Source organism: Streptomyces aureocirculatus (assembly GCF_000720475.1).
GTDB lineage: Bacteria > Actinomycetota > Actinomycetes > Streptomycetales > Streptomycetaceae > Streptomyces > Streptomyces aureocirculatus.
Genome location: NZ_JOAP01000004.1, coordinates 58,823 through 75,850 on the forward strand (window position 1 = coordinate 58,823; position 17,028 = coordinate 75,850).

General features: G+C 70.9%; 16 protein-coding genes. 1 reads left to right on the plus strand and 15 read right to left on the minus strand.

Going from position 1 to position 17,028, the window contains the following annotated elements; genetic code table 11:
• Positions 1–12: 12 nt before the first annotated feature.
• The 7 genes from IG78_RS0104670 to IG78_RS0104700 all read right to left on the minus strand — a co-directional run bounded on the left by IG78_RS0104670 (position 13) and on the right by IG78_RS0104700 (position 8,425).
• Positions 13–1,434 (minus strand): wax ester/triacylglycerol synthase family O-acyltransferase, encoded by a 1,422-nt coding sequence (locus IG78_RS0104670; protein WP_030559919.1) that lies wholly within the window; start codon positions 1,432–1,434, stop codon positions 13–15.
• Positions 1,431–2,582 carry a Gfo/Idh/MocA family protein gene (locus tag IG78_RS0104675; protein WP_030559920.1) on the minus strand — a complete coding sequence of 384 codons (1,152 nt, stop codon included), beginning with the start codon at positions 2,580–2,582 and terminating at the stop codon, positions 1,431–1,433. Before IG78_RS0104675 ends, IG78_RS0104670 begins: the two co-directional genes overlap by 4 nt.
• Complete coding sequence (locus IG78_RS0104680; RefSeq protein WP_030559922.1) at positions 2,579–3,460, minus strand: HAD family hydrolase; 882 nt, start codon at positions 3,458–3,460, stop codon at positions 2,579–2,581. The genes IG78_RS0104675 and IG78_RS0104680 overlap by 4 nt, the downstream gene beginning before the upstream one ends.
• Positions 3,457–4,518, minus strand: coding sequence for a hypothetical protein (locus tag IG78_RS49045; RefSeq protein WP_030559923.1), 1,062 nt, complete (start codon positions 4,516–4,518; stop codon positions 3,457–3,459). The genes IG78_RS0104680 and IG78_RS49045 overlap by 4 nt, the downstream gene beginning before the upstream one ends.
• 57 nt (positions 4,519–4,575) lie before the next feature.
• Positions 4,576–5,874 (minus strand): type III PLP-dependent enzyme domain-containing protein, encoded by a 1,299-nt coding sequence (locus tag IG78_RS0104690; protein ID WP_078964823.1) that lies wholly within the window; start codon positions 5,872–5,874, stop codon positions 4,576–4,578.
• The gene (locus tag IG78_RS0104695; RefSeq protein WP_159398243.1) at positions 5,858–7,306 is read right to left on the minus strand and encodes an MFS transporter; all 1,449 of its coding nucleotides are present in this window, start codon (positions 7,304–7,306) and stop codon (positions 5,858–5,860) included. The genes IG78_RS0104690 and IG78_RS0104695 overlap by 17 nt, the downstream gene beginning before the upstream one ends.
• A gap of 204 nt (positions 7,307–7,510) precedes the next feature.
• Positions 7,511–8,425, minus strand: coding sequence for an ABC transporter ATP-binding protein (locus IG78_RS0104700; protein WP_199813231.1), 915 nt, complete (start codon positions 8,423–8,425; stop codon positions 7,511–7,513).
• Between the two features lie 134 nt (positions 8,426–8,559).
• On the opposite strand from IG78_RS0104700, the gene IG78_RS0104705 reads away from it, so the two are divergent.
• Positions 8,560–9,648: an ABC transporter permease gene (locus IG78_RS0104705; protein WP_030559929.1), complete on the plus strand. Its 1,089-nt coding sequence runs from the start codon at positions 8,560–8,562 to the stop codon at positions 9,646–9,648.
• Between the two features lie 43 nt (positions 9,649–9,691).
• Here IG78_RS0104705 and IG78_RS0104710 read toward each other — a convergent pair whose 3' ends face one another.
• The 8 genes from IG78_RS0104710 to IG78_RS0104745 form a co-directional block, all read right to left on the minus strand.
• Positions 9,692–11,185, minus strand: coding sequence for a B12-binding domain-containing radical SAM protein (locus tag IG78_RS0104710; RefSeq protein ID WP_030559930.1), 1,494 nt, complete (start codon positions 11,183–11,185; stop codon positions 9,692–9,694).
• A 195-nt stretch (positions 11,186–11,380) separates the two neighbouring features.
• Positions 11,381–12,061, minus strand: coding sequence for an HD domain-containing protein (locus IG78_RS0104715; RefSeq protein ID WP_051852371.1), 681 nt, complete (start codon positions 12,059–12,061; stop codon positions 11,381–11,383).
• Complete coding sequence (locus tag IG78_RS0104720; RefSeq protein ID WP_030559933.1) at positions 12,045–12,728, minus strand: hypothetical protein; 684 nt, start codon at positions 12,726–12,728, stop codon at positions 12,045–12,047. The genes IG78_RS0104715 and IG78_RS0104720 overlap by 17 nt, the downstream gene beginning before the upstream one ends.
• An 81-nt stretch (positions 12,729–12,809) precedes the next feature.
• Positions 12,810–13,439 (minus strand): type 2 periplasmic-binding domain-containing protein, encoded by a 630-nt coding sequence (locus IG78_RS0104725; RefSeq protein ID WP_078964827.1) that lies wholly within the window; start codon positions 13,437–13,439, stop codon positions 12,810–12,812.
• A 30-nt stretch (positions 13,440–13,469) separates the two neighbouring features.
• Positions 13,470–14,486, minus strand: a complete 1,017-nt coding sequence (locus IG78_RS0104730) for a radical SAM protein (protein ID WP_157855758.1) — start codon at positions 14,484–14,486, stop codon at positions 13,470–13,472.
• A 409-nt stretch (positions 14,487–14,895) separates the two neighbouring features.
• A complete protein-coding gene (locus IG78_RS0104735; RefSeq protein ID WP_157855759.1) occupies positions 14,896–15,468 on the minus strand; it encodes a hypothetical protein in 573 nt (190 codons plus the stop codon).
• 31 nt (positions 15,469–15,499) lie between these two features.
• On the minus strand, positions 15,500–16,435 hold the full coding sequence (locus IG78_RS0104740) for an alpha/beta fold hydrolase (protein ID WP_051852372.1): 936 nt from the start codon (positions 16,433–16,435) through the stop codon (positions 15,500–15,502).
• 92 nt (positions 16,436–16,527) lie between these two features.
• Complete coding sequence (locus IG78_RS0104745; RefSeq protein WP_030559939.1) at positions 16,528–17,001, minus strand: hypothetical protein; 474 nt, start codon at positions 16,999–17,001, stop codon at positions 16,528–16,530.
• Positions 17,002–17,028: the final 27 nt, after the last annotated feature.

Consider the following 17,028-nt stretch of genomic DNA (forward strand, 5'->3'; position numbering starts at 1 on the left):
CCTTCTCCTCGGTCACCCCGCTCTGCGGGTCAGCTCGTCCAGCGCTTCGTCGGTATGGACGCGGAGCCGGCGCAGGTCCGGAAACGTGTCCCGGTCCGCGGTGATCGTCAGATGCAGGCGCCCGTTGGAGGAGCACGCGGCCATGAAGAGCGCCGTCCCGTGGCAGAGGCTCCCCAGGGCGTAGACCGCCTTCAGCTTCGCGCCGAGGAAGTACGACGGCCGACCGCGGCCCGGCACATTGGACACCACCACGTTGTACGGGGGCGGTACCCGCCCCGCCAGACCGACGAGGTGCTGGAGGACCAGGGGAACACTGATCCGCGCTCCGTGACGCTCGGCCGCGGACCGCGACATGGCCCGCAAGTCCGACTTGGCCTTGTCGCTCGCCCGGACTATCCGGCGCAGGCGTTCGACGGGGTCGGCCACATCGGTGGCCAGGTCGATCACCATGAGGGTGAAGACGTTGGCCGCGCGCAGGTCGGTCGGCTCGCGGACCGACATCGGGACACCGGCAGACAGGCTGTGCCGGGGCAGTTCGCCGCGGTCGTTCAGATACACACGCAGGCCGCTGCCGCACACCGCGAGCAGGACTTCGTTGACGGTCGCTCCGCTGGCCCCGGCGACCCTGCGCAGCCGGTCGAGGTCGTAGCTGCTCATCGCCACGGCCCTGGAGGGGCCGATACGGCCGTTCAGGACGGTCCGTGTGGCGGTGAACGGCATGATGCGCCGTCGCCGCCGCTGCTGCTGGCTAATGCTGTCGTCCGGCTCGCCCCGGCGCGGGCCGGTAACCACCCCGGGCGCCCCCGGGCCGGTAACCAACCCGGGCGCCCCCTCCACCCCGCCCGGACGCGAGGCGGTGTCCTGCGCCCCGGCCGGTGGCGCCGGAACCACGCCCCACAGGGGACGCATCGCATCGTCCGCCGGGTCGGCGCTGAGCATGTGACGCAGCCGCCGCAAGCAGCCCTCGCCGTCCAGGAGCGCGTGGTGGAACTTGAAGTACAGGGCGAAGTGCTCGTCGGCCGCCGCGTTCAGCCCGCCGATGAGGTGCATTTCCCACAGCGGGCGGGCCGGATCGAGCGGGCTCGAGTGCAGCAGGGAGACGGCACGGGCGAGTTCGTTCATGTCGCCCGGCGGGCGCAGCGTGTGGCACCGCACGTGATGGCGGAGGTCGATCGCGCTGTCCGCCACCACCTCCCAGGCGCGTGCCAGCCACGGGGCGCGGCGGCGCGGGAGGCGGTAGTTGAACGGCGGCGCGACGGGCTGTGCGGCACGCATTCGCCACAGTGTCCGTCCCAGGTGGCCGGGTTCGGCGCCGTGCGGCAGCCCGAGCGTGGCCACGAACGCGACATGCTGGCGGGTGCGGGGCGTGTCGAAGGCGAGGAACATCCGGTCTCTGCCGCTGATGGTCGTGGCGCTCCCGCTGATCGTGGTCATGGCGCTCCCGGTGTCGCTGCCCTGATCATGTCGGTCATGAGCTGGATGTCCGCCAGCGCGTCCGCACCGCTGGTGACCGGTCGGGCGGCCGTGGTGACGCAGTCGTGGAAGTGGCGGAGCTGGGCCCGGAACGGCTCGTCGTAGGAGCCGGTGACCGTCTGCTCGACGACGGTCCCGAGGGTTTCGACCGCCGCGCTCCGCGCCCGCACCGCCGCGGCCGTGTCGTCGCGTGTGACACGTACCGCCGCGGTGTCGTCGCGGGTGACACGTACCCTCGACGGCGTATGGCGGAGAAAGGGGTTGGAGATCTCCAACGCGACAACCCGGTCGGTCCCCCACACCGTGAGCTCCTCCTCGAACCGCCGCACGGTTGTTGCCCCGCACTGGAACACGGTCTGGAAGCCGTCCTCGTACTGGAGCAGCGCGCAGAAGACGCTCCCGTCGGGTGAGACATGGGCCTTGATCGAGTCGGGAGAGCCGGGGAACGCCGCCCGGTACATGTTGATGTCGTGGCTCCACACTCCGAACATGTTCATGTACGCGGTGAAGAGCGTGTCGCCGACCGGGCCGAGTTCGCGCAGCACCTTCGGTCGCCGCCCGTCGGCGTCGGAGGTGTCCACGGGCCCCGCCGGGCGGTCGAGGGACATGACCTGCGGGACGATCCAGTTGCCGTGATCCGGTCCGACGACCAAGTGCACCCGCGCCATCAGGGGCTTGTCGATCCGCCTGATCTCCTCCAGTCCTCGCTGCACACCGCTGTCGTGGCGCTTCATGTACCCGACCATCAGCTTCGCCCCGGTGCGCCGGGAGAGGTCCACCAGTCGGCGGGCCTCCGCCTCGGTGTAACAGAGCGGCTTCTCCGTGAAGGTGTGCTTGCCGCGCTCCAGCGCCGTGTACGCCACCTCGAAGTGGTCCCGGTTGAGGACGAGGACGGCGTCGATGTCGGGGTGGGCGTCGAGCATCTGCTCGCACGACCCGTAGGTGTGCGGCACCCCGAAACGCGCCGCGACGCGCCGCGCCAGATCGCCCGCCCGGTCGCACACGGCGACCGTCGTGAAGCGGTCCCGCAGTTCGGTCAGATACGGCAGGTGCATGAGCTGCGCGATCATGCCGCAGCCGACGACACCCACGCGGGCCCTGCGCTTCATCGCCCCTCCGTTCCGGATTCCTTGTCGTGGCCGCTGCCCTTGTCGTGGCCGTTTCCCGGCGGGCGCTCCGCGGCCACGCGTCTCAGCACCTCGACGACTCCTGCCGCCCCCGGCCTGGTGGCGGCGTGCCAGCAGGCGGCACGTACGGCGGCGGGCACGTTCGCGTCCGCGACGAACGCGCAGCGGACCCCCGTGCCGGGCGGCACCCAGTCGGCCGGTGAGTCCCCGACCATCACGACCCGGTGCCCCGCACGGGCGAGTTCGGCCAGCACGCGGCGCTTGCCGGAGCGCAGCGGCACGCAGGAGTGGATGCCGAGGTACGAGTGGCGGGGGGCCGCGTCGACCGCGAGGCGCACCCCGGCGCGCCGCCCCCAGCAGGTCAGATACCGGGCCCACACGGTCACCAGGTCCGGTGGCGCGAAGACACTGACGGACGACCGCCGGTTCGCCCCGAACGCCCACGCGTCCCCCGGTGGTCGGCCACCGCCGAATTCGGGCCCGACGACGTCCTGGCTCTGCCGCAGCCCTGCCGCAAGCGCCCGGCGGGACACCACCGCGCGGACGGCCGCGCGGTGCGGGAAGGGCCGCTTCGGCCGAAGGCGCCCGTCCCAGGCCACGATGGCGCCGTTCTCCGCCACGACGGGGAACCGTCCGGGCGGTCCGAGGCCGATGTGGTGGCCGAAGGCCCGCAACTGTTCCAGGGGCGAGTCCGAGCACAGTCCCACGGACACCCCTGCCTCGTGTGCCAGCGCGACGGCGCGGGCGAGGCGGGCGGCAATGCGTGGCAGGGGCGGCCCGGGGGTGTCGTGCGGGACCAGGGTGCCGTTCACATCGAGCAGGACGACGACTTCGGCCGGTGGGCTCGCCGGGGCCGTCACGGTAGGAGCCTCCTCGCGGAGGCACGCGCGTGCACGGCCTCCCAGGAGCGGGCGGTCTCGGTGTAGCGGTCGAGACCGGCGCGCAGGGTGTCGACGGCTCTCCGGACGGGTGTGTCCGGCGAGGCCATGTCCATGGAGCACAGCAGGCGGCCCACGGAAGGGTGGAGATGGCGTACCCGTACGGGGACGCGGAGCTCTCGTTCGATCCGCGCGTAGAAGCGGGCGTTGGCCGCGAGCATCGCGAGGGCGAAGGGGCGGTCGCGGTGGGCGTCGCGCAGACCGACACGGGCCGTGGTGCGTACGAAGGGCAGCCAGTAGGGGGCCCGGCCCCAGGTGCCGTCGGGGAGGAAGACGGCCAGTCCCGAGACGCCGAGCAGAAAGTTCCTCGGATCGGCGAGACCGACCCTCCCGGCGGCGCCCTCCCGTTCGTCGGGGTACCGGTAGGCGATGACGGGCGTGACGGGCACTCCGGTGACGGCCCGCCGCAGCCGCTCCGTGGTCCCGAGCTGGATGCCCGAGACGATCCGGCTCACCGCGATGTCGGCCGTACGCAGCAGCCGCACCGCCGCACCGACCGTTTCCGCGGTGCAGATGTCGTCGTCGAGGAGCGTGCAGCTACCGCCGCCCCACCGGGCACGCAGAGCACCCAGTTGTTCGCCGATCGCGCGGGCTCCCGGCCTCGTCACGAGGCCGACGGAACGCGTCCCGCCGAGCAGGAAGCCGCGGGAGAGCCGCAGCGGGGTGACGGCACGCCGCACCAGGGGGTCCAGGCTGATCACTCTGTCGCCACCGCCCGCGCTGTGGCGCACGGCGCGTTCGAGCGCGGACGCGTCGACGAGGTGGAACTCGGCCCGCTCCGGCCGGTCGGCGGCCGTGTGCAGGGCAGCGCGTACCTCCGCCTGAAAGCGCTGGTAGCCCGTCGTCAGGACGGTGGCGAGCGTGGCGGCGGAGCAGCCGGTGTCCCGGGCGATCCAGGCGGTGAGCCGGCGGACGCAGTACTGCGTGTCGTCGCGCATGACGACGGTGAACGGCGCCGGTGCCGGTGCCGGCGGCGCCATCGTATGGAGGGCTCCCGGGTCGGGGGCGAAAGAACGTACCCGCGGGGCGGCCATGGGTCAGCACCGTTCCCTGTGCACACCGATGCGGCTGCGCTCGATCTCCCGGCCGCCGTCGACGACGATCTCCAGGGGCATCGGGTGCGCGTGGAACAGCGTGAGCGAGGCGTGCAGTCCGTACGCTCCCACGTTCTCGACCGCCAACAGATCTCCCTCCGCGACCTCGGGCAGGCTGGTGCCGATCGCCCAGCGGTCCCGCGGATGGCAGAGGCGGCCCGCCACCAGGGTGGGCCCGGGGTGCGGTGGGCGGGGGCCCGTGGTGAGCAGCACCGGCTCGACCGGGTGCTCCCTGCTGAGTCCGGACATGCCGCCCAGGTGGTGCACCCCGGAGTCCACCACCACTACGCGGCGGCCGTGGGACACCTTCACATCCAGAACGCGGGTCACAAGGCGCCCGCAGGAGGCAGTGAGGTAGCGGCCGGACTCGAAGGCGACACGCCGGTGCGGAGAGCGCCAGCCGGGCCGTTCGCCGTCGAGCAGACGCTTCAGGGGCTCCCGCAGTTCGCCGAAGTCACGGAGCGGTCCAGGCCGTGCGTAGGGAGCCCCGAACCCGCCTCCCAGGTCGGTGACCGGGAGGTCGCGCCGCAGTGCTTCGCCGACCTGCCGGGCTATGTCCAGTGCGTACGAGAAGGTGGCGAGGAGGGCGCTCTCGCTTGTCAGATTGCTGCCCATGTACAGGTGGAGGCCCACCACCCGGGCGTGCGCTTCGCCCTGGAACTGCTCCGGGTGCTCGCAGACCCACGACAGGTCGGCGCCGAACTGGGAGGGGCCGCCGGTCATGGCCAGTCCCGCTCCGCCGGGCGGCAGCGGCTGGTTGACGCGCAGCAACGCGCGGGGGCGTTCGTCGTGTTGGCGGCCGATCCTGGCGAGCTGGCGCAGGGCCACGGGTGAGTCGACGGAGAACTCGGCCACCCCCGAGCGGATCGCTCCCGAGATGTCCACGTCGCGTTTGCCCGGGCCCGTGTAGAGGACCTCGTCGGGGCGGAAGCCCGCGCGGAGGGCCGCGCGCAGTTCGCCCGGTGAGCTCACCTCGGCGCGGCAGCCCAGTGCGGCGAGCTGGCACAGCACCGCCGGGTGCGGGTTGGCCTTGAGGGAGTAGTACAGGGCGCTGGGCGGCGGCAGGGCGGCGGCGAGCTGTCGGTGCGCCTTCCTGACCTCGGCCAAGTCGTAGACGTAGGCGGGGGTTTCTTCTGGATGGGCGAGGGAACCGGCGTGTGCTGGGGGGCCGGTCGGTGCGTGGGGGTGCGGGCGGGGCCGGTGGGGTGCGGGGGCCCGGCCCCTGTCATCTCCGATCTTCATGGATGCCTCCCGGGGTGGGCCGTGGTGTGTCCTGGCGCTCGTGCTCGTACCGGTACTCGTGCTGGTCCTCGTGCGGGTGCGGGTGCTCGTGCTGGTGGGGGTGCGGGTGTGGGTGTGGGTGTGGGTGGGGGGCTTCACCATCGTTGTCGGGTCGTTCCCCGTTCGTACGAGGCTCCGGGTCGTGGTGGGGAAGGCCGGGGGCCCGGACGGTGCGGGACGACCGCCACAGCAGGGTGGCGCCCGCCGTGGTGAAGGCGAGCGTCGCCAGGCCCATGCCGGGCCAGCCTGCGCCGGTGACGGCCGCTCCGAAGGCGGGCGGTCCGAGGAACGTGCCGAGGCTGCCCGTCTGGGCGACGAGGCCGTTGGCGACCTCCACGTCACGGGTCCGGCGGCAGACACCGGGTACGGCGGCGAACATCGCCGAGACCAGGATGCCGTTGACGGCGAGCGCGCAGCACGCGAGGACGGTGCCTGCCGCTGTCGGTACGTCGGCCGAGAAGGTCAGGAGGACCGCGACGGGCATGACCGCGGCCAGGGGCACCATCCCGGCGAGCGTGGCCCCCCTGCGCAGGGCCCATCCGGCCAGGAGGCTGCCGACGGCGCTGCTCAACGAGACGGCCGCGGTGACGGCACCGCTGGTCGCGGAGGACACGTGCCGCTTCTCGGTCAGGTACGTCGGCAGGAGTATGACGACCGCGACGGCGATGAGGCTGACGCAGGCGAAGGCCACGGCCAGCGTCAGCGGCCCCTGCCAGGAGACCGCCGTGGGCCGCCGGTTGCTGGCCGGTGGCGCGGGTGTCACCCGGAGCGGCAGGAGAGCCCCGGGTGGCACCTGGGGCAGCAGGAGAGCCACGGCCGGGGCGAGCGACAGCGGGGCCAGCGCCGTGACGGCAAGCCAGCCACGTACCCCCAGATCCGGTGCCACCGCGCCCCCGAGGCCGCTCGCGACGGCGAGACCGACCGGGATGCAGGTGCCCCACAGGGCCAGCGCCACGGACCGGGTGTGCCCGCTGGTCGTACGGGTCAGAGCGATGGGGCCCCCGACGAAGACGAGCAGATAGCCGAAGCCTTCGGCGACGCGCGCGGTGAGGAGGGCGGGCCACACCTCGGCAAGAAGGGCACCGCCGAAACCGGCGAACGCGATGACGACGAGGCCCGCGGACACGGCCCGGCGTGCGCCGACCCGCAAGGTCCACCAGCCCGCGGGCACCCCGAGGACAGCGCTGACAGCGGTCATGCCGGATGTCGCCCAGGCGACGGTGGAGAGGGACAGCCCCGTCTCGTCCCGGAGAACGGAGCTGACGGGCGCGACCGCGCCAAGCCGCATGGCCGCCAGGACCCCCGCCGCCCAGATCACGAGGACGTGGCGCCATGGGCGGACGTCGCCGTCCCGGTGACCGCGGCCGCTGCCTGCTTTCGCCCCGTACCTCAATGCCTCTCCCAGGCACGCGCCGCACGAGCCGACCGGCCCGGGTGCCGCGCCGTACGTACGCGTGCGCGCCTTTGGGCCGCTGCTGCCAGACATGCTGCGGGACGCGTGCGGGCGGGTCAACGACGGGTCACCGCCGGGCGTCCGCGGTCGGTGGATTCCGGCCAGGTCCCTTGCTGAGTGCGGTAGTTCGGCGGTGGCGGCTCCTCAGTCGCGCAGATGCCGGCCGGTGAGGGTGAGGAAGACGTCTTCGAGGGTGCTCCGGCGGATCGACAGTGTGGAAGGCTGCGTTCCGGCGTCCTCCAGGCAGGCAAGGACGCGCTGGACGGTGGACGGTACGTCCGCCGCGCGCAACGCATAACCCTGGGGGGTGGAGCGTGCGGACCGGATGCCGGGCAGGGCCGCCAACCGGTCAAGCGGCACTGGCCCGGGGGCCGAGAACTCGATCACTCCGTCGCTCGCCACCTCACAGATCAGCTCCTCGGGTCGTCCCTGGGCGACGATCCTGCCGTGGTCGATGACCGCGAGGCCGTCGCAGAGGCGCTCGGCCTCGTCCATGTAGTGGGTGGTGAGCACGATGGTGCGGTTCTCCTCCGCACGCAGCCGCCGCAGCAGTTCCCACAACTGGAGGCGGGCCTGGGTGTCGAGCCCGGCGGTCGGCTCGTCGAGCAGCAGGAGCTCCGGCCGCCCCATCAGGGCGCAGCCCAGGGCGACCCGCTGCTGCTGGCCGCCGGAGAGGCGGTCGTAGCGCACGGTGCGGCTCTCGGTGAGGGCCACGGCCTCCAGGACGGTGTCGACGTCGGGGCCCTCGCGGTAGAAGGACTGGAACAGTCGCAGCAGTTCGACGACCGTCAGCTTCTCCGGCAGATGCGTCTGCTGGAATGCGACACCGACGCGTTTCCTCAGCTCCCGCCGCTGCGACGACCAGTTCCTGCCGAGCACCCGAACCTGTCCCGATGTGGGTTCGAGGAGGCCGGAGACGATCTCCATCGTGGTCGTCTTGCCTGCGCCGTTGGGGCCGAGCAGGCCGAAACACGCACCCCGGGGGATCGTCAGATCGATCCCGGCGACGGCACGAACAGCACCGTACTCCTTGACCAGGCCACGCAAGACCACCGCCATGCCTTCCATGCTCAGGGAAACTAGCAGCGGGCAGACATCGCCGCAGGGCCGCGGTGGACGCTTCTTGACCAGTGGCTGCACAGCCTGCAAGCTGACCGGCGAGTTGTCCCCACGGCGGCGGGAGATCCCCGGTCATGCGTCAACGCCCGTCGCCTGCAGCACAGTTGGTGCTGACCAGGCTGCGTACGTACTATCGCGAGCCCGGCAGTGTCTTCTGGACGTTCCTCTCCCCCGTGCTGCTCGCCCTGGTCCTGGGAGTGGCCTTCACGGACCGGCCCAACGAGCCGATCGAGGTCGCCGTACGGGATGCTCCCGGTGCCGGGCGGACAGTCTCCATGCTCAACACGGATCCGCAGTTGCAGGCGCGGCCGCTCGACCGCACGGCGGCCGACGCCGACCTGCGCAGCGGCGCGGTGGCCCTGGTGGTCGTACCGGGCGACCCCCCGGAGTTCCACTACGACCCGCGGCGCACGGAGTCCCGCCTCGCGCGGGAGCTCGCCGCCACGGCGCTGGGCACCCGCCGCTCCGGGGCCCCCGCCACGGCGCCGGGAGAGACACCCGCGGCCACCACCACGACCCCAGAGGTGAACACCGCGGTCGACGTGGCGGAGCGTGCGCCCGGTTCACGGTACGTCGACTTCCTCATCCCCGGCCTCATCGGGATGGGGCTGATGTCGAGCGGCCTGTGGGGGGTGGGCTTCTCGATCGCCGAGATCCGGCTGCGCAAAGTCCTCAAGCGACTCGTGGCGACTCCCATGCGCCGGAGCCAGTTCCTGCTGAGCTTCGTCGTGGTGCGGGCCTCGTTCCTGCTCCTCGAACTGCCGCTCCTGGTCGGATGCGGAGTGCTCGTCTTCGACACCCCGGTCGTCGGGTCGTTCGCGCTGCTCCTGCTGCTCACGGCCCTGGGGGCGTTCGTCTTCGCGGGCATCGGTCTGCTGGCGGCCGCCCGGGCCTCCAACTACCAGACGGTCAGCGGCATTCTCAGCGTCGTCAGCATGCCGATGTACATCGGCTCGGGGGTGTTCTTCCCCGCCTCCCACTTTCCGGACGCGCTGCAAGGGCTCGTCCAGGCGCTGCCTCTGACCACGCTCAACGACGCGCTGCGCGGAGTGATGCTGGAGGGGCAGACCCTGGCGGACGTGGCCGTTCCCGTCGCCGTGCTCGCGTTGTGGGCGCTGGGGAGCTTCGCCGCCGCGCTGTGGTTGTTCCGCTGGTCCGACTAGGAATCGTCGTTCCCCCGGTTGGCTGTCAGGTCCGTCAGCGCCGTCAGGGCGCTCCGTGCGCGGCCGAGGCGGCGACGAACGGCTTCAGGTGGCAGTTGCGTTCGACGTGCACGACCTCTCCGGTACGGTCGAAGCCGAGCATGCGGTCGTAGACGTCGAGCACCGCGGCGTAGTCGACGCCGAGCACGGGGCCCTGCCCGGTGCGCCGGACCTCGGCCGCCGTCCAACTGTGGAAGTCGTCGGGGGCCCGCAGCGACCCGGCCGCCGCGCACTCGTCGTACAGCGCCGTGCCGGGCAGTGGAGTGAAGATGTTGGGGTTCGGGCTGTAGGGCCGTGCTTCGCTCAGGAAGCGCAGCGTCAGTTCGTGGTCCTCCGGAGTCTCACCGGGGACGCCGAGGAGGAGGTTCACGCCGAAGCGGATGCCCCGTTCGTTGCACATCCGGGCCGTGCGGCGGTTGCCGCGGGTACTGCCGGGTTTCCGCAGCCGCCGGGTCATGCGCGGCGAGGCCGTTTCCAGGCCGAACCACACCAGGCAGTTGGCGCCCTCCAGCAGGTCCGCCACCTCCCGGGTGAAGTGGACGGCTGTGGAGTTGAAGCTGAACTCCACGGCGGGAAACTCGGTCTTCATCAGTTCGACGAACCGAGGAAAGTGTGTGTAGGCCGGTGCGATGGAGTCGACCACGATCACATAGTTGGTGCCGAACCGCTCCACGTAGTGGCGTATCTCGTCACCCACGGCCTCGAAGGGGCGGTGCCGCACACGCTTCGGCGAGAACCAGTCGTTCTGCAGGGTGCAGAAGCGGCAGCGGAAGGGGCAGCCGCGGCCGAGCTCCAGGTAGATCGAGCGGAACTCCCGCCGTACCGGGAACAGATCGGGTGCGAGGCGGTGCAGCTCGCTCACGGGGACGGCTTTCCGCGGCGGTACGGGAGCTTCCCCGGCGGCGCTCAGCAGGCGCCGCAGGTCACCCTCCGGCAGCCCTGCGAGACGGGCCGCCTCGGGCATCGTCAAAGCCTCGGGCGGACGGTAGACCTCCCGGTAGAGCGCGACGTCGCGCAGCGGCGGGTACTGATCGAGCACGAACGGCTCACCCTCGACGACCCTGCCGCTCTCGCCCCGTGCGTGCCGCAGATCGTTCAGTACGCCGGTCAGTGCCCGTTCTCCCTCGCCGCGCACCACCACGTCGAAGAGTCCCGTACGCACGAGCTCACCGGGCCGCACCGTGGCGTGCGGTCCGCCCGCGACAGTGAGACGGCCCGCGGCGCGGCAGATCTCCGCGACCCGAAGTCCTTCATCGCGCGAGTGCGACATGAAGCTGATGCCCACGACGTCCCCGTCCGTCGCCGCCAGCCGTTCCGCCAGGGCCCTGTCCCACTGCGGTGTCCCTGCCGTCTGCTCCAAGAGGCGCGTGTCCAGCAGATCCACCTGGTGGCCCGCTGTCTCAAGGCGTTCGGCGAGCAGGGGGGTGGTCAGGGGCGCCGTCCACAGGGCGCGCCCGACCTGCTCGGGTTCCGCGACGAACACCAGGGTGATCTTCACGGCACGTCCCGCGTCGTTACCCGTGCACGCCTGGGCGTCGTTGCTCGTGCACGCCTGTGCGTCGACGCCCGTGCACGCCTGGGCGTCGTTGCTCGTGCACGCCTGTGCGTCGACGCCCGTGCACGCCTGGGCGCCGTCGCCCGTGCGCCGATGCGCGTACCGGGGCGTGTGGGGTGCCGCGCGCGGCGGCGGGCCTCAGTCACTCGGCACCCCCGGGTCGCTCAGCATCCCCCTGCGGCGTGCGTCCTCGATCAGCGCCTCCGTCAGGGGCCACAGCTCGGGCCAGAACGTCCTGATGCTCCCGGTGACCCTGCGCTCCTCCGCGGTGCTCACCCCTCGTTCCCGCCAGACCTGCCCGCCCGCGGCCCAGTGCATCAGGACGGGCTGGAACCGGTCGACGGCACGGGCGAAACGTGCCTCCGGAGTGGCGGCGTCCTCGAACTCCTGCCAAAGTCCGCGCAGTTGGCCGCCCTGGTCACCGGGGAGCCTGCCGTAGAGACGCTCGGCGGCCACGGCCTCGCGTTCCCGGGCGGCGGCACGCTCGTCGTCCAGGTAGATGGGGACGTCCCCGGCTTCGATCTCGACGAGGTCGTGCAGCGTCAGCATGGCGGCGACCCGGGCGAGGTCCACGTCCGGGGCCAGTGCTTCGCCGAGCACCATCGCCATCAGGGCCAGGTGCCAACTGTGCTCCGCGCTCGACTCGCCGCGGGTGCCGTCGAGCAGCCGGTTGAGCCGGTGGATTCCGGTGAGCCGGTGTGCCTCGACGAGGAAGTCGAGACCTTTCCTCAGTCTCTCCGGGCTCGACCGGCCCTCGTGGTCCCCGCCGTCGCCGCTGCCTGGCAGACGCAGCGTGGAGAAGTCAGGGCCGTCGGTCATACGGGTCTCCCACCGGGTCGTGTCCTTCCGTACCGCGTTCGGTCCTGTCGTACGTCACTGACCTGTCGTACGTCACTGAGTCCGTTCCGTCAGGCCGTGCGCTCGGGGAGCAGCTTGTCTTTGGAGCAGCTTGCCTTTGGAGCAGCTTGTTGGACTGGTAGAAGCATTCGACGCTGAGGGGTTGCCACCAGCCGGTGAGGAGGGGGCGCACGATGAGGTCGGGCCGGTGGAAGGGCAACCGTCCTGAGTCCAAGGCAGCTCGTGCCCTCCCGTGCGGCGCGTCCATCTCGCCCTCCCCCGGTGCGCGCACGCGCAGCAGGGCGTCCCCTTCGAACCAGCGGCCCAGCCGCACCAGAACCCGGCGCACGGCGATGTCCTGCAGGTGCGTGGCCGGGGAGGACTGTACGGCGTAGTCGAGGCCCGACGCGGTGTCCTGCTCCGCCTCGTCGTACACGTCGCGCGCGCATCCGACCAACGTGTCGAGCAGCTTCCGGTTCTGGGAGAGCGCGGTGAAGTACGCGTCCTCATAGAGCGCCAGGGCACCGTGGAGACCATGGCAGACGGGCCCTGTCCGCCACGCGAGGCGCCAGTTGCCGGGCCCGTACTCCTGTGTCCAGCGCGCGAACAGTTCGTCACGGCGCCGCCCCAGCCGTCCCGGACGGCCCACCGTGACCCACCGTCCGGACGTCTCGCCGTCCCTTCCTCCCCCGTGTGCTCCCCCGTGTCGCATCCTGCCGCCGAGCCCGCCTCAGCCGGTGACGAAGGAGGGCAGGGGAAGAGCGGGCCGGGTCTCGAGTTCCGTCTTGCCCAGAGGGGCGGCGTGGCCGGGCCTGCGGACCGCGACGGCGTCGGTCTCAAGCAGCGGGATGGTCAGGTCGAGTCCGCTGTCGGCCGAGGTACGTCCCGAGGTGACAAGGAGTACGCCCGCCGACTGTTCATCGACCCGGATGACCCCTTCGGAGGAGCCGTGCAGGACGACTGTCTCGCAGTGCGCGTGCTCTGCGCTGCCCGCCGCCCACGCCTTGGTGAGATGCGGGTACTCAGTATAGATGCGGTTCACCTTGCGCCCCTGCACAGTGGCGTAGGTGACAAAGGAGGTACGGGCAGGGGCGAGAGACCTGATTTCCAGCTCTGTGCCCAACGCCAGCGACCATTCGACCGCCATGTCATAGCCGGTGATACCCACGTCGGCGATACCCAGCGACACCAGCAGTGGCACATCCGTGCCCCGGCACAGCACCAGATCGACACCCGGGGCGACGGACCTGGTCAGAGTCCGGCGCGTGAATTCCAGGTCCACGTCACCGAAGGCGTCCTTCAGAACTCCCAGAACTCCCTCGTGAATGCGGCTGGTAACGCTAGGGATGGCTATGCGCACGGCGGTTCCTTCCTCTCCTCCGCCGCACTGTCAGATCAGTGCGACGGAATGCCGGGGCTGCTCCATATAGGAGACCCCGAGGCGCTCTTGGAGAATTCCTTCCCAGAGCAGCGACGGAGCGTCCGACTTCTCGTCGAGCTGCGGCAGACTGCGGCGGTCACGCAGGATCTCGTACGAGAGAATGAACGGGCGGACCGCGAGGCGCAGCGGAAGGCCGGGAGCGATGCTCCGCAGGCTCTCGAAGAGCGTCACCATGTCCTCGCGGGGCCAGTCGGCGCCGCCGATGGCCGGATACACGTCGAAGCCGAGCTCGACGGCCGCCGCCAGTCCCTGGATGACGGAGTCCCAGTCGCGGCCGCCGGGCCGGGAGTGCAGGGTCACATGGAGGGTGATGTCGGGTGCCGCGGCGCGTAACGCGTGCCGTTCCCGGTGCTCCATGCGGCTCATGGCGAACGGCAGCGCGCTGGCGTTGCTCTCGGCCTTCAGCACCACCGAGGTGTGCAGGAGTTCCCGTCGCACGAGTTCACCGTGGACACCGACCAGGAGCCGGGGCGCCAGCAGGGGTTCGCCTCCGCTGATCCGGAGGATCGCCAGGGTCCGCCCCTCCTCGCGCAACCGGCCCCGCAGCGCGAGGAATTCGTCGACCACGTCGGCCGGCGTCGCGGTGAACGCGTCGTGCCCCGCCAGGTGCCGGAAGTCCACATAGCAGTAGGTGCAACGGAAGTTGCAGGCAGCCACTTGTGTGATGGCGGCGAGGTTGTAGTCGGACCAGCGTCCGCCAAGGCGGGCCGCCGCGGTGACGGGGCTGTCCGAGAGGTTCGCGAAGTGCCGCAGCGTACGGAATTCGGGCAGCGCGGTCGGCAGGCGCATGCGCTGCTGCTTCACCGGGACGAAGAGCCGGAAGAATCTGTTCTGCTCGTCACCGATGCGCGTCTTGGTGAGGTCCGTGAAAGCGAATTCCTCCGGACCGACATTGACGATACGGTACGCCCGCGCCATGGCAGGCGTTGACTCGTGTTCCTGGACCGCGGGGGGCACTGCTGTCACGAGCACTCCTTGCAAAGGGTTTTCGTGATCTCAGGGTTTTTGTGATCTCAGTCGGTGAGCGAAGTCCACGATCCTGCTTCGTGATCTCACTTTACGATCTCACTTTACGATCTCACTTCGTGATCGAATTGTTTACTGGGTGATGCTTCCACTCCCCCGCGGGAGACGTCAACCCTGTTACTCTCGCGTCTTTTGAAGAGTTTCTGCGTTAATCATGGCCGGTTTTCTCGCCCGTGCGCTGTGTCCCGTGCCCGCTTCGCCGCCTTCCGTTCCGACGGTCGACCGGAACCGCGCTGGAGCCGCTGAGCGTCTCGGTCCCGGAACGTGGCTGATCTTTCGTGACCTGCGCGGCTTCACATGAGTACGTCCGCCTTGCACCGGTGCTGCAACGGGGACGGGTCTAGCCGCCTCACCCGCACTGTCCTCGTCGCGCAGACGACGGGCCCTCGTCCTCGCCGTCGCCGTCGCCGCGGTCGTGGGGCTCGGCGCCGCCGCTCTCGCCGTGAACGGAAGCGGTGACGGTGACGGTGACAAGCACAGGCGGAGCGGCGCCGGGCCCGCCGCCACACCGGAGGGCGAGGCTCTCGGGACCGACGAGCCGAGAGGTCCAGGCGGCGTTGGCGAACTCGGTGCCGTCTCGGCCCGTGACCAGTACATCGAAGTCACCTTGCAGGGCAGAGGCGAGGATCCTGTCGTCCTGAAGGGCATGAACGTCCGCGTACGGAACACCGGCGCGCCACTGGCCCGGAACGACTCCCGCATGGGGACGGGCTGCGGCGAGACGGTGGAGACCAAGTCCTTCGCTGTCGACCTCGACGACGCCGTGCCGCGCGCCACGCCCAGGGTGGACCAACGCGACTTCCCGTACACCATCAGCGAAAGCGAACCCCTGGTCTTCTACGTCGCCGCCCGGGCCGAGGAGCACGATGTTCGCTGGCAGCCGCAGCGGGCGTCCCACGTACACCTGGGGCGGTTGGGACAAGTGGTCGAGGGATGCGGGGATCCAGGGAGCATCATGAAACCTGCCGGGGCACCGCGGGGCCGACCGATGAGACTTGGGCCTGGGCGGATACCGTGGCGGCGGGCTCGTCGGCGCGCGGTGGACTGTCGGCGTGCCGAAGCGCGTCGGCGCAGGTTTCCTCGACCGCGGTGACGACTTTCGAGGAGTGGCGGGTGGGCAAGCGGTGGCAGCCGCTCGGGACCACGCGCAGCCGGGCGTTCGGGATGTGCGCGGCCAGGCGGTGGGAGTGGAGCGGCGGAATGGTCGGGTCGTTCTCCCCCACCAGGATGTGCACCGGGATGCGCTCCAGAACGCCCAGGTGTCGCGTCACGTCGTGCCGCATCAGTGCTTTGAACCAGTGAGCGGCGACATCGATGGGTGGTTGCGTGTCGAGCCGCGGCTGCCAGAGGTTGTGGAGGCGGTTCGCCATGCCGGGCGCGCGGATGCAGAGGCTCGCCATGGCGTGGCGCATCAGACCGACCAGGCGCGTTCGTGGCGGGTGTGCGGCGGCGGCGAGGTCGAGCCCTCCGCTGCTCGACGCGACGAGCAAGGCCGCCTTGACCTTGTCCCCGATGAGGCCGGGCCGGCTTGCGGCAAGGGCGAGGACGGCCGCGCCGCCCATGGAGTGTCCCGCGAGGACGACGGGGGTGTCCCCGGGCGCGGTGGTGGATATGACGGCCGCGAGGTCGTCGGCCAGGAGAGGGATTCCCGGTCGGGCTGTGCCGGTGGTGGAGCCGCCGTGTCCGCGTTGGTCGTAGCGGACGACAAGGGTCCCGGGGCGGGCGAACTGTTCGACGGTCTTGTCCCAGATGGCGGCGGTGGCTTGCCAGCCGTGGGCCAGGACGAGAACGAGGTCGGGTTCACGTGTCCCGTGCAGGTAGAGAGTGAGGCGGGCGCCGTCCGGTCTCAGCAGCTCGGTGCGGGCGCGGGCGCGGGGCAGCTCGGTCACAGTCATCTCCTCGGGGGTCGGCGCACCCGGCACGGCGGCGTCCCTTCCGGCGTCCCTTCCTGCGTCCCTTCCGGCTTCGCGCCGTCGGCGCGTCACTGGTCATCCAGGGATGCCTGCCGGGCGAGGAACTCCTCGAACGCCGCCCGCTGCTTCGGATCCATGAAGCCTTGGCGGACACTACGGGCCTTCTCCTGGAGCCAGTGCGCCTCTTCGGGCTCCAGAAGCTCTGCGACCACCACACCTTCACGAGCAACCGCCGTGCGCCCACCCACACGACGACGAAAGAGCGTAAAGGCGCCGAACTCCGTTGGATGGGCCAGTTCCGGCTCCTCCCCCACGGCCCGGTCGGCCTCCCCGACGCCACTCGCCGGGAAGGCGGCGGGGGCCCAGTGCTCCCAGAGCGCCAGTGTGGCCGCGGGCACCAGCACCGCACGCTCCGCCTCCCCGCGCCCTTTCCACAAGAACGTGACAGTGACGGGCTCACCGACCGCCTCGGCCAACCCCAGCACCCTCTCCACTTCATCGTTGATCGGGTAACTCACCACTACATCGATCTCAATGCCCATGGTGTCCGAGGCTACTGGCCGCGGCGG

Coding starts and splice junctions, on each gene's coding strand:
- IG78_RS0104715 (WP_051852371.1), bottom strand. CDS start 12,061: ATGACCGACGGCCCTGACTTCTCCACGCTGCGTCTGCCAGGCAGCGGC.
- IG78_RS0104670 (WP_030559919.1), bottom strand. CDS start 1,434: ATGACCACGATCAGCGGGAGCGCCACGACCATCAGCGGCAGAGACCGG.
- IG78_RS0104705 (WP_030559929.1), top strand. CDS start 8,560: ATGCGTCAACGCCCGTCGCCTGCAGCACAGTTGGTGCTGACCAGGCTG.
- IG78_RS0104675 (WP_030559920.1), bottom strand. CDS start 2,582: ATGAAGCGCAGGGCCCGCGTGGGTGTCGTCGGCTGCGGCATGATCGCG.
- IG78_RS49045 (WP_030559923.1), bottom strand. CDS start 4,518: ATGGCGCCGCCGGCACCGGCACCGGCGCCGTTCACCGTCGTCATGCGC.
- IG78_RS0104745 (WP_030559939.1), bottom strand. CDS start 17,001: ATGGGCATTGAGATCGATGTAGTGGTGAGTTACCCGATCAACGATGAA.
- IG78_RS0104700 (WP_199813231.1), bottom strand. CDS start 8,425: ATGGCGGTGGTCTTGCGTGGCCTGGTCAAGGAGTACGGTGCTGTTCGT.
- IG78_RS0104690 (WP_078964823.1), bottom strand. CDS start 5,874: ATGAAGATCGGAGATGACAGGGGCCGGGCCCCCGCACCCCACCGGCCC.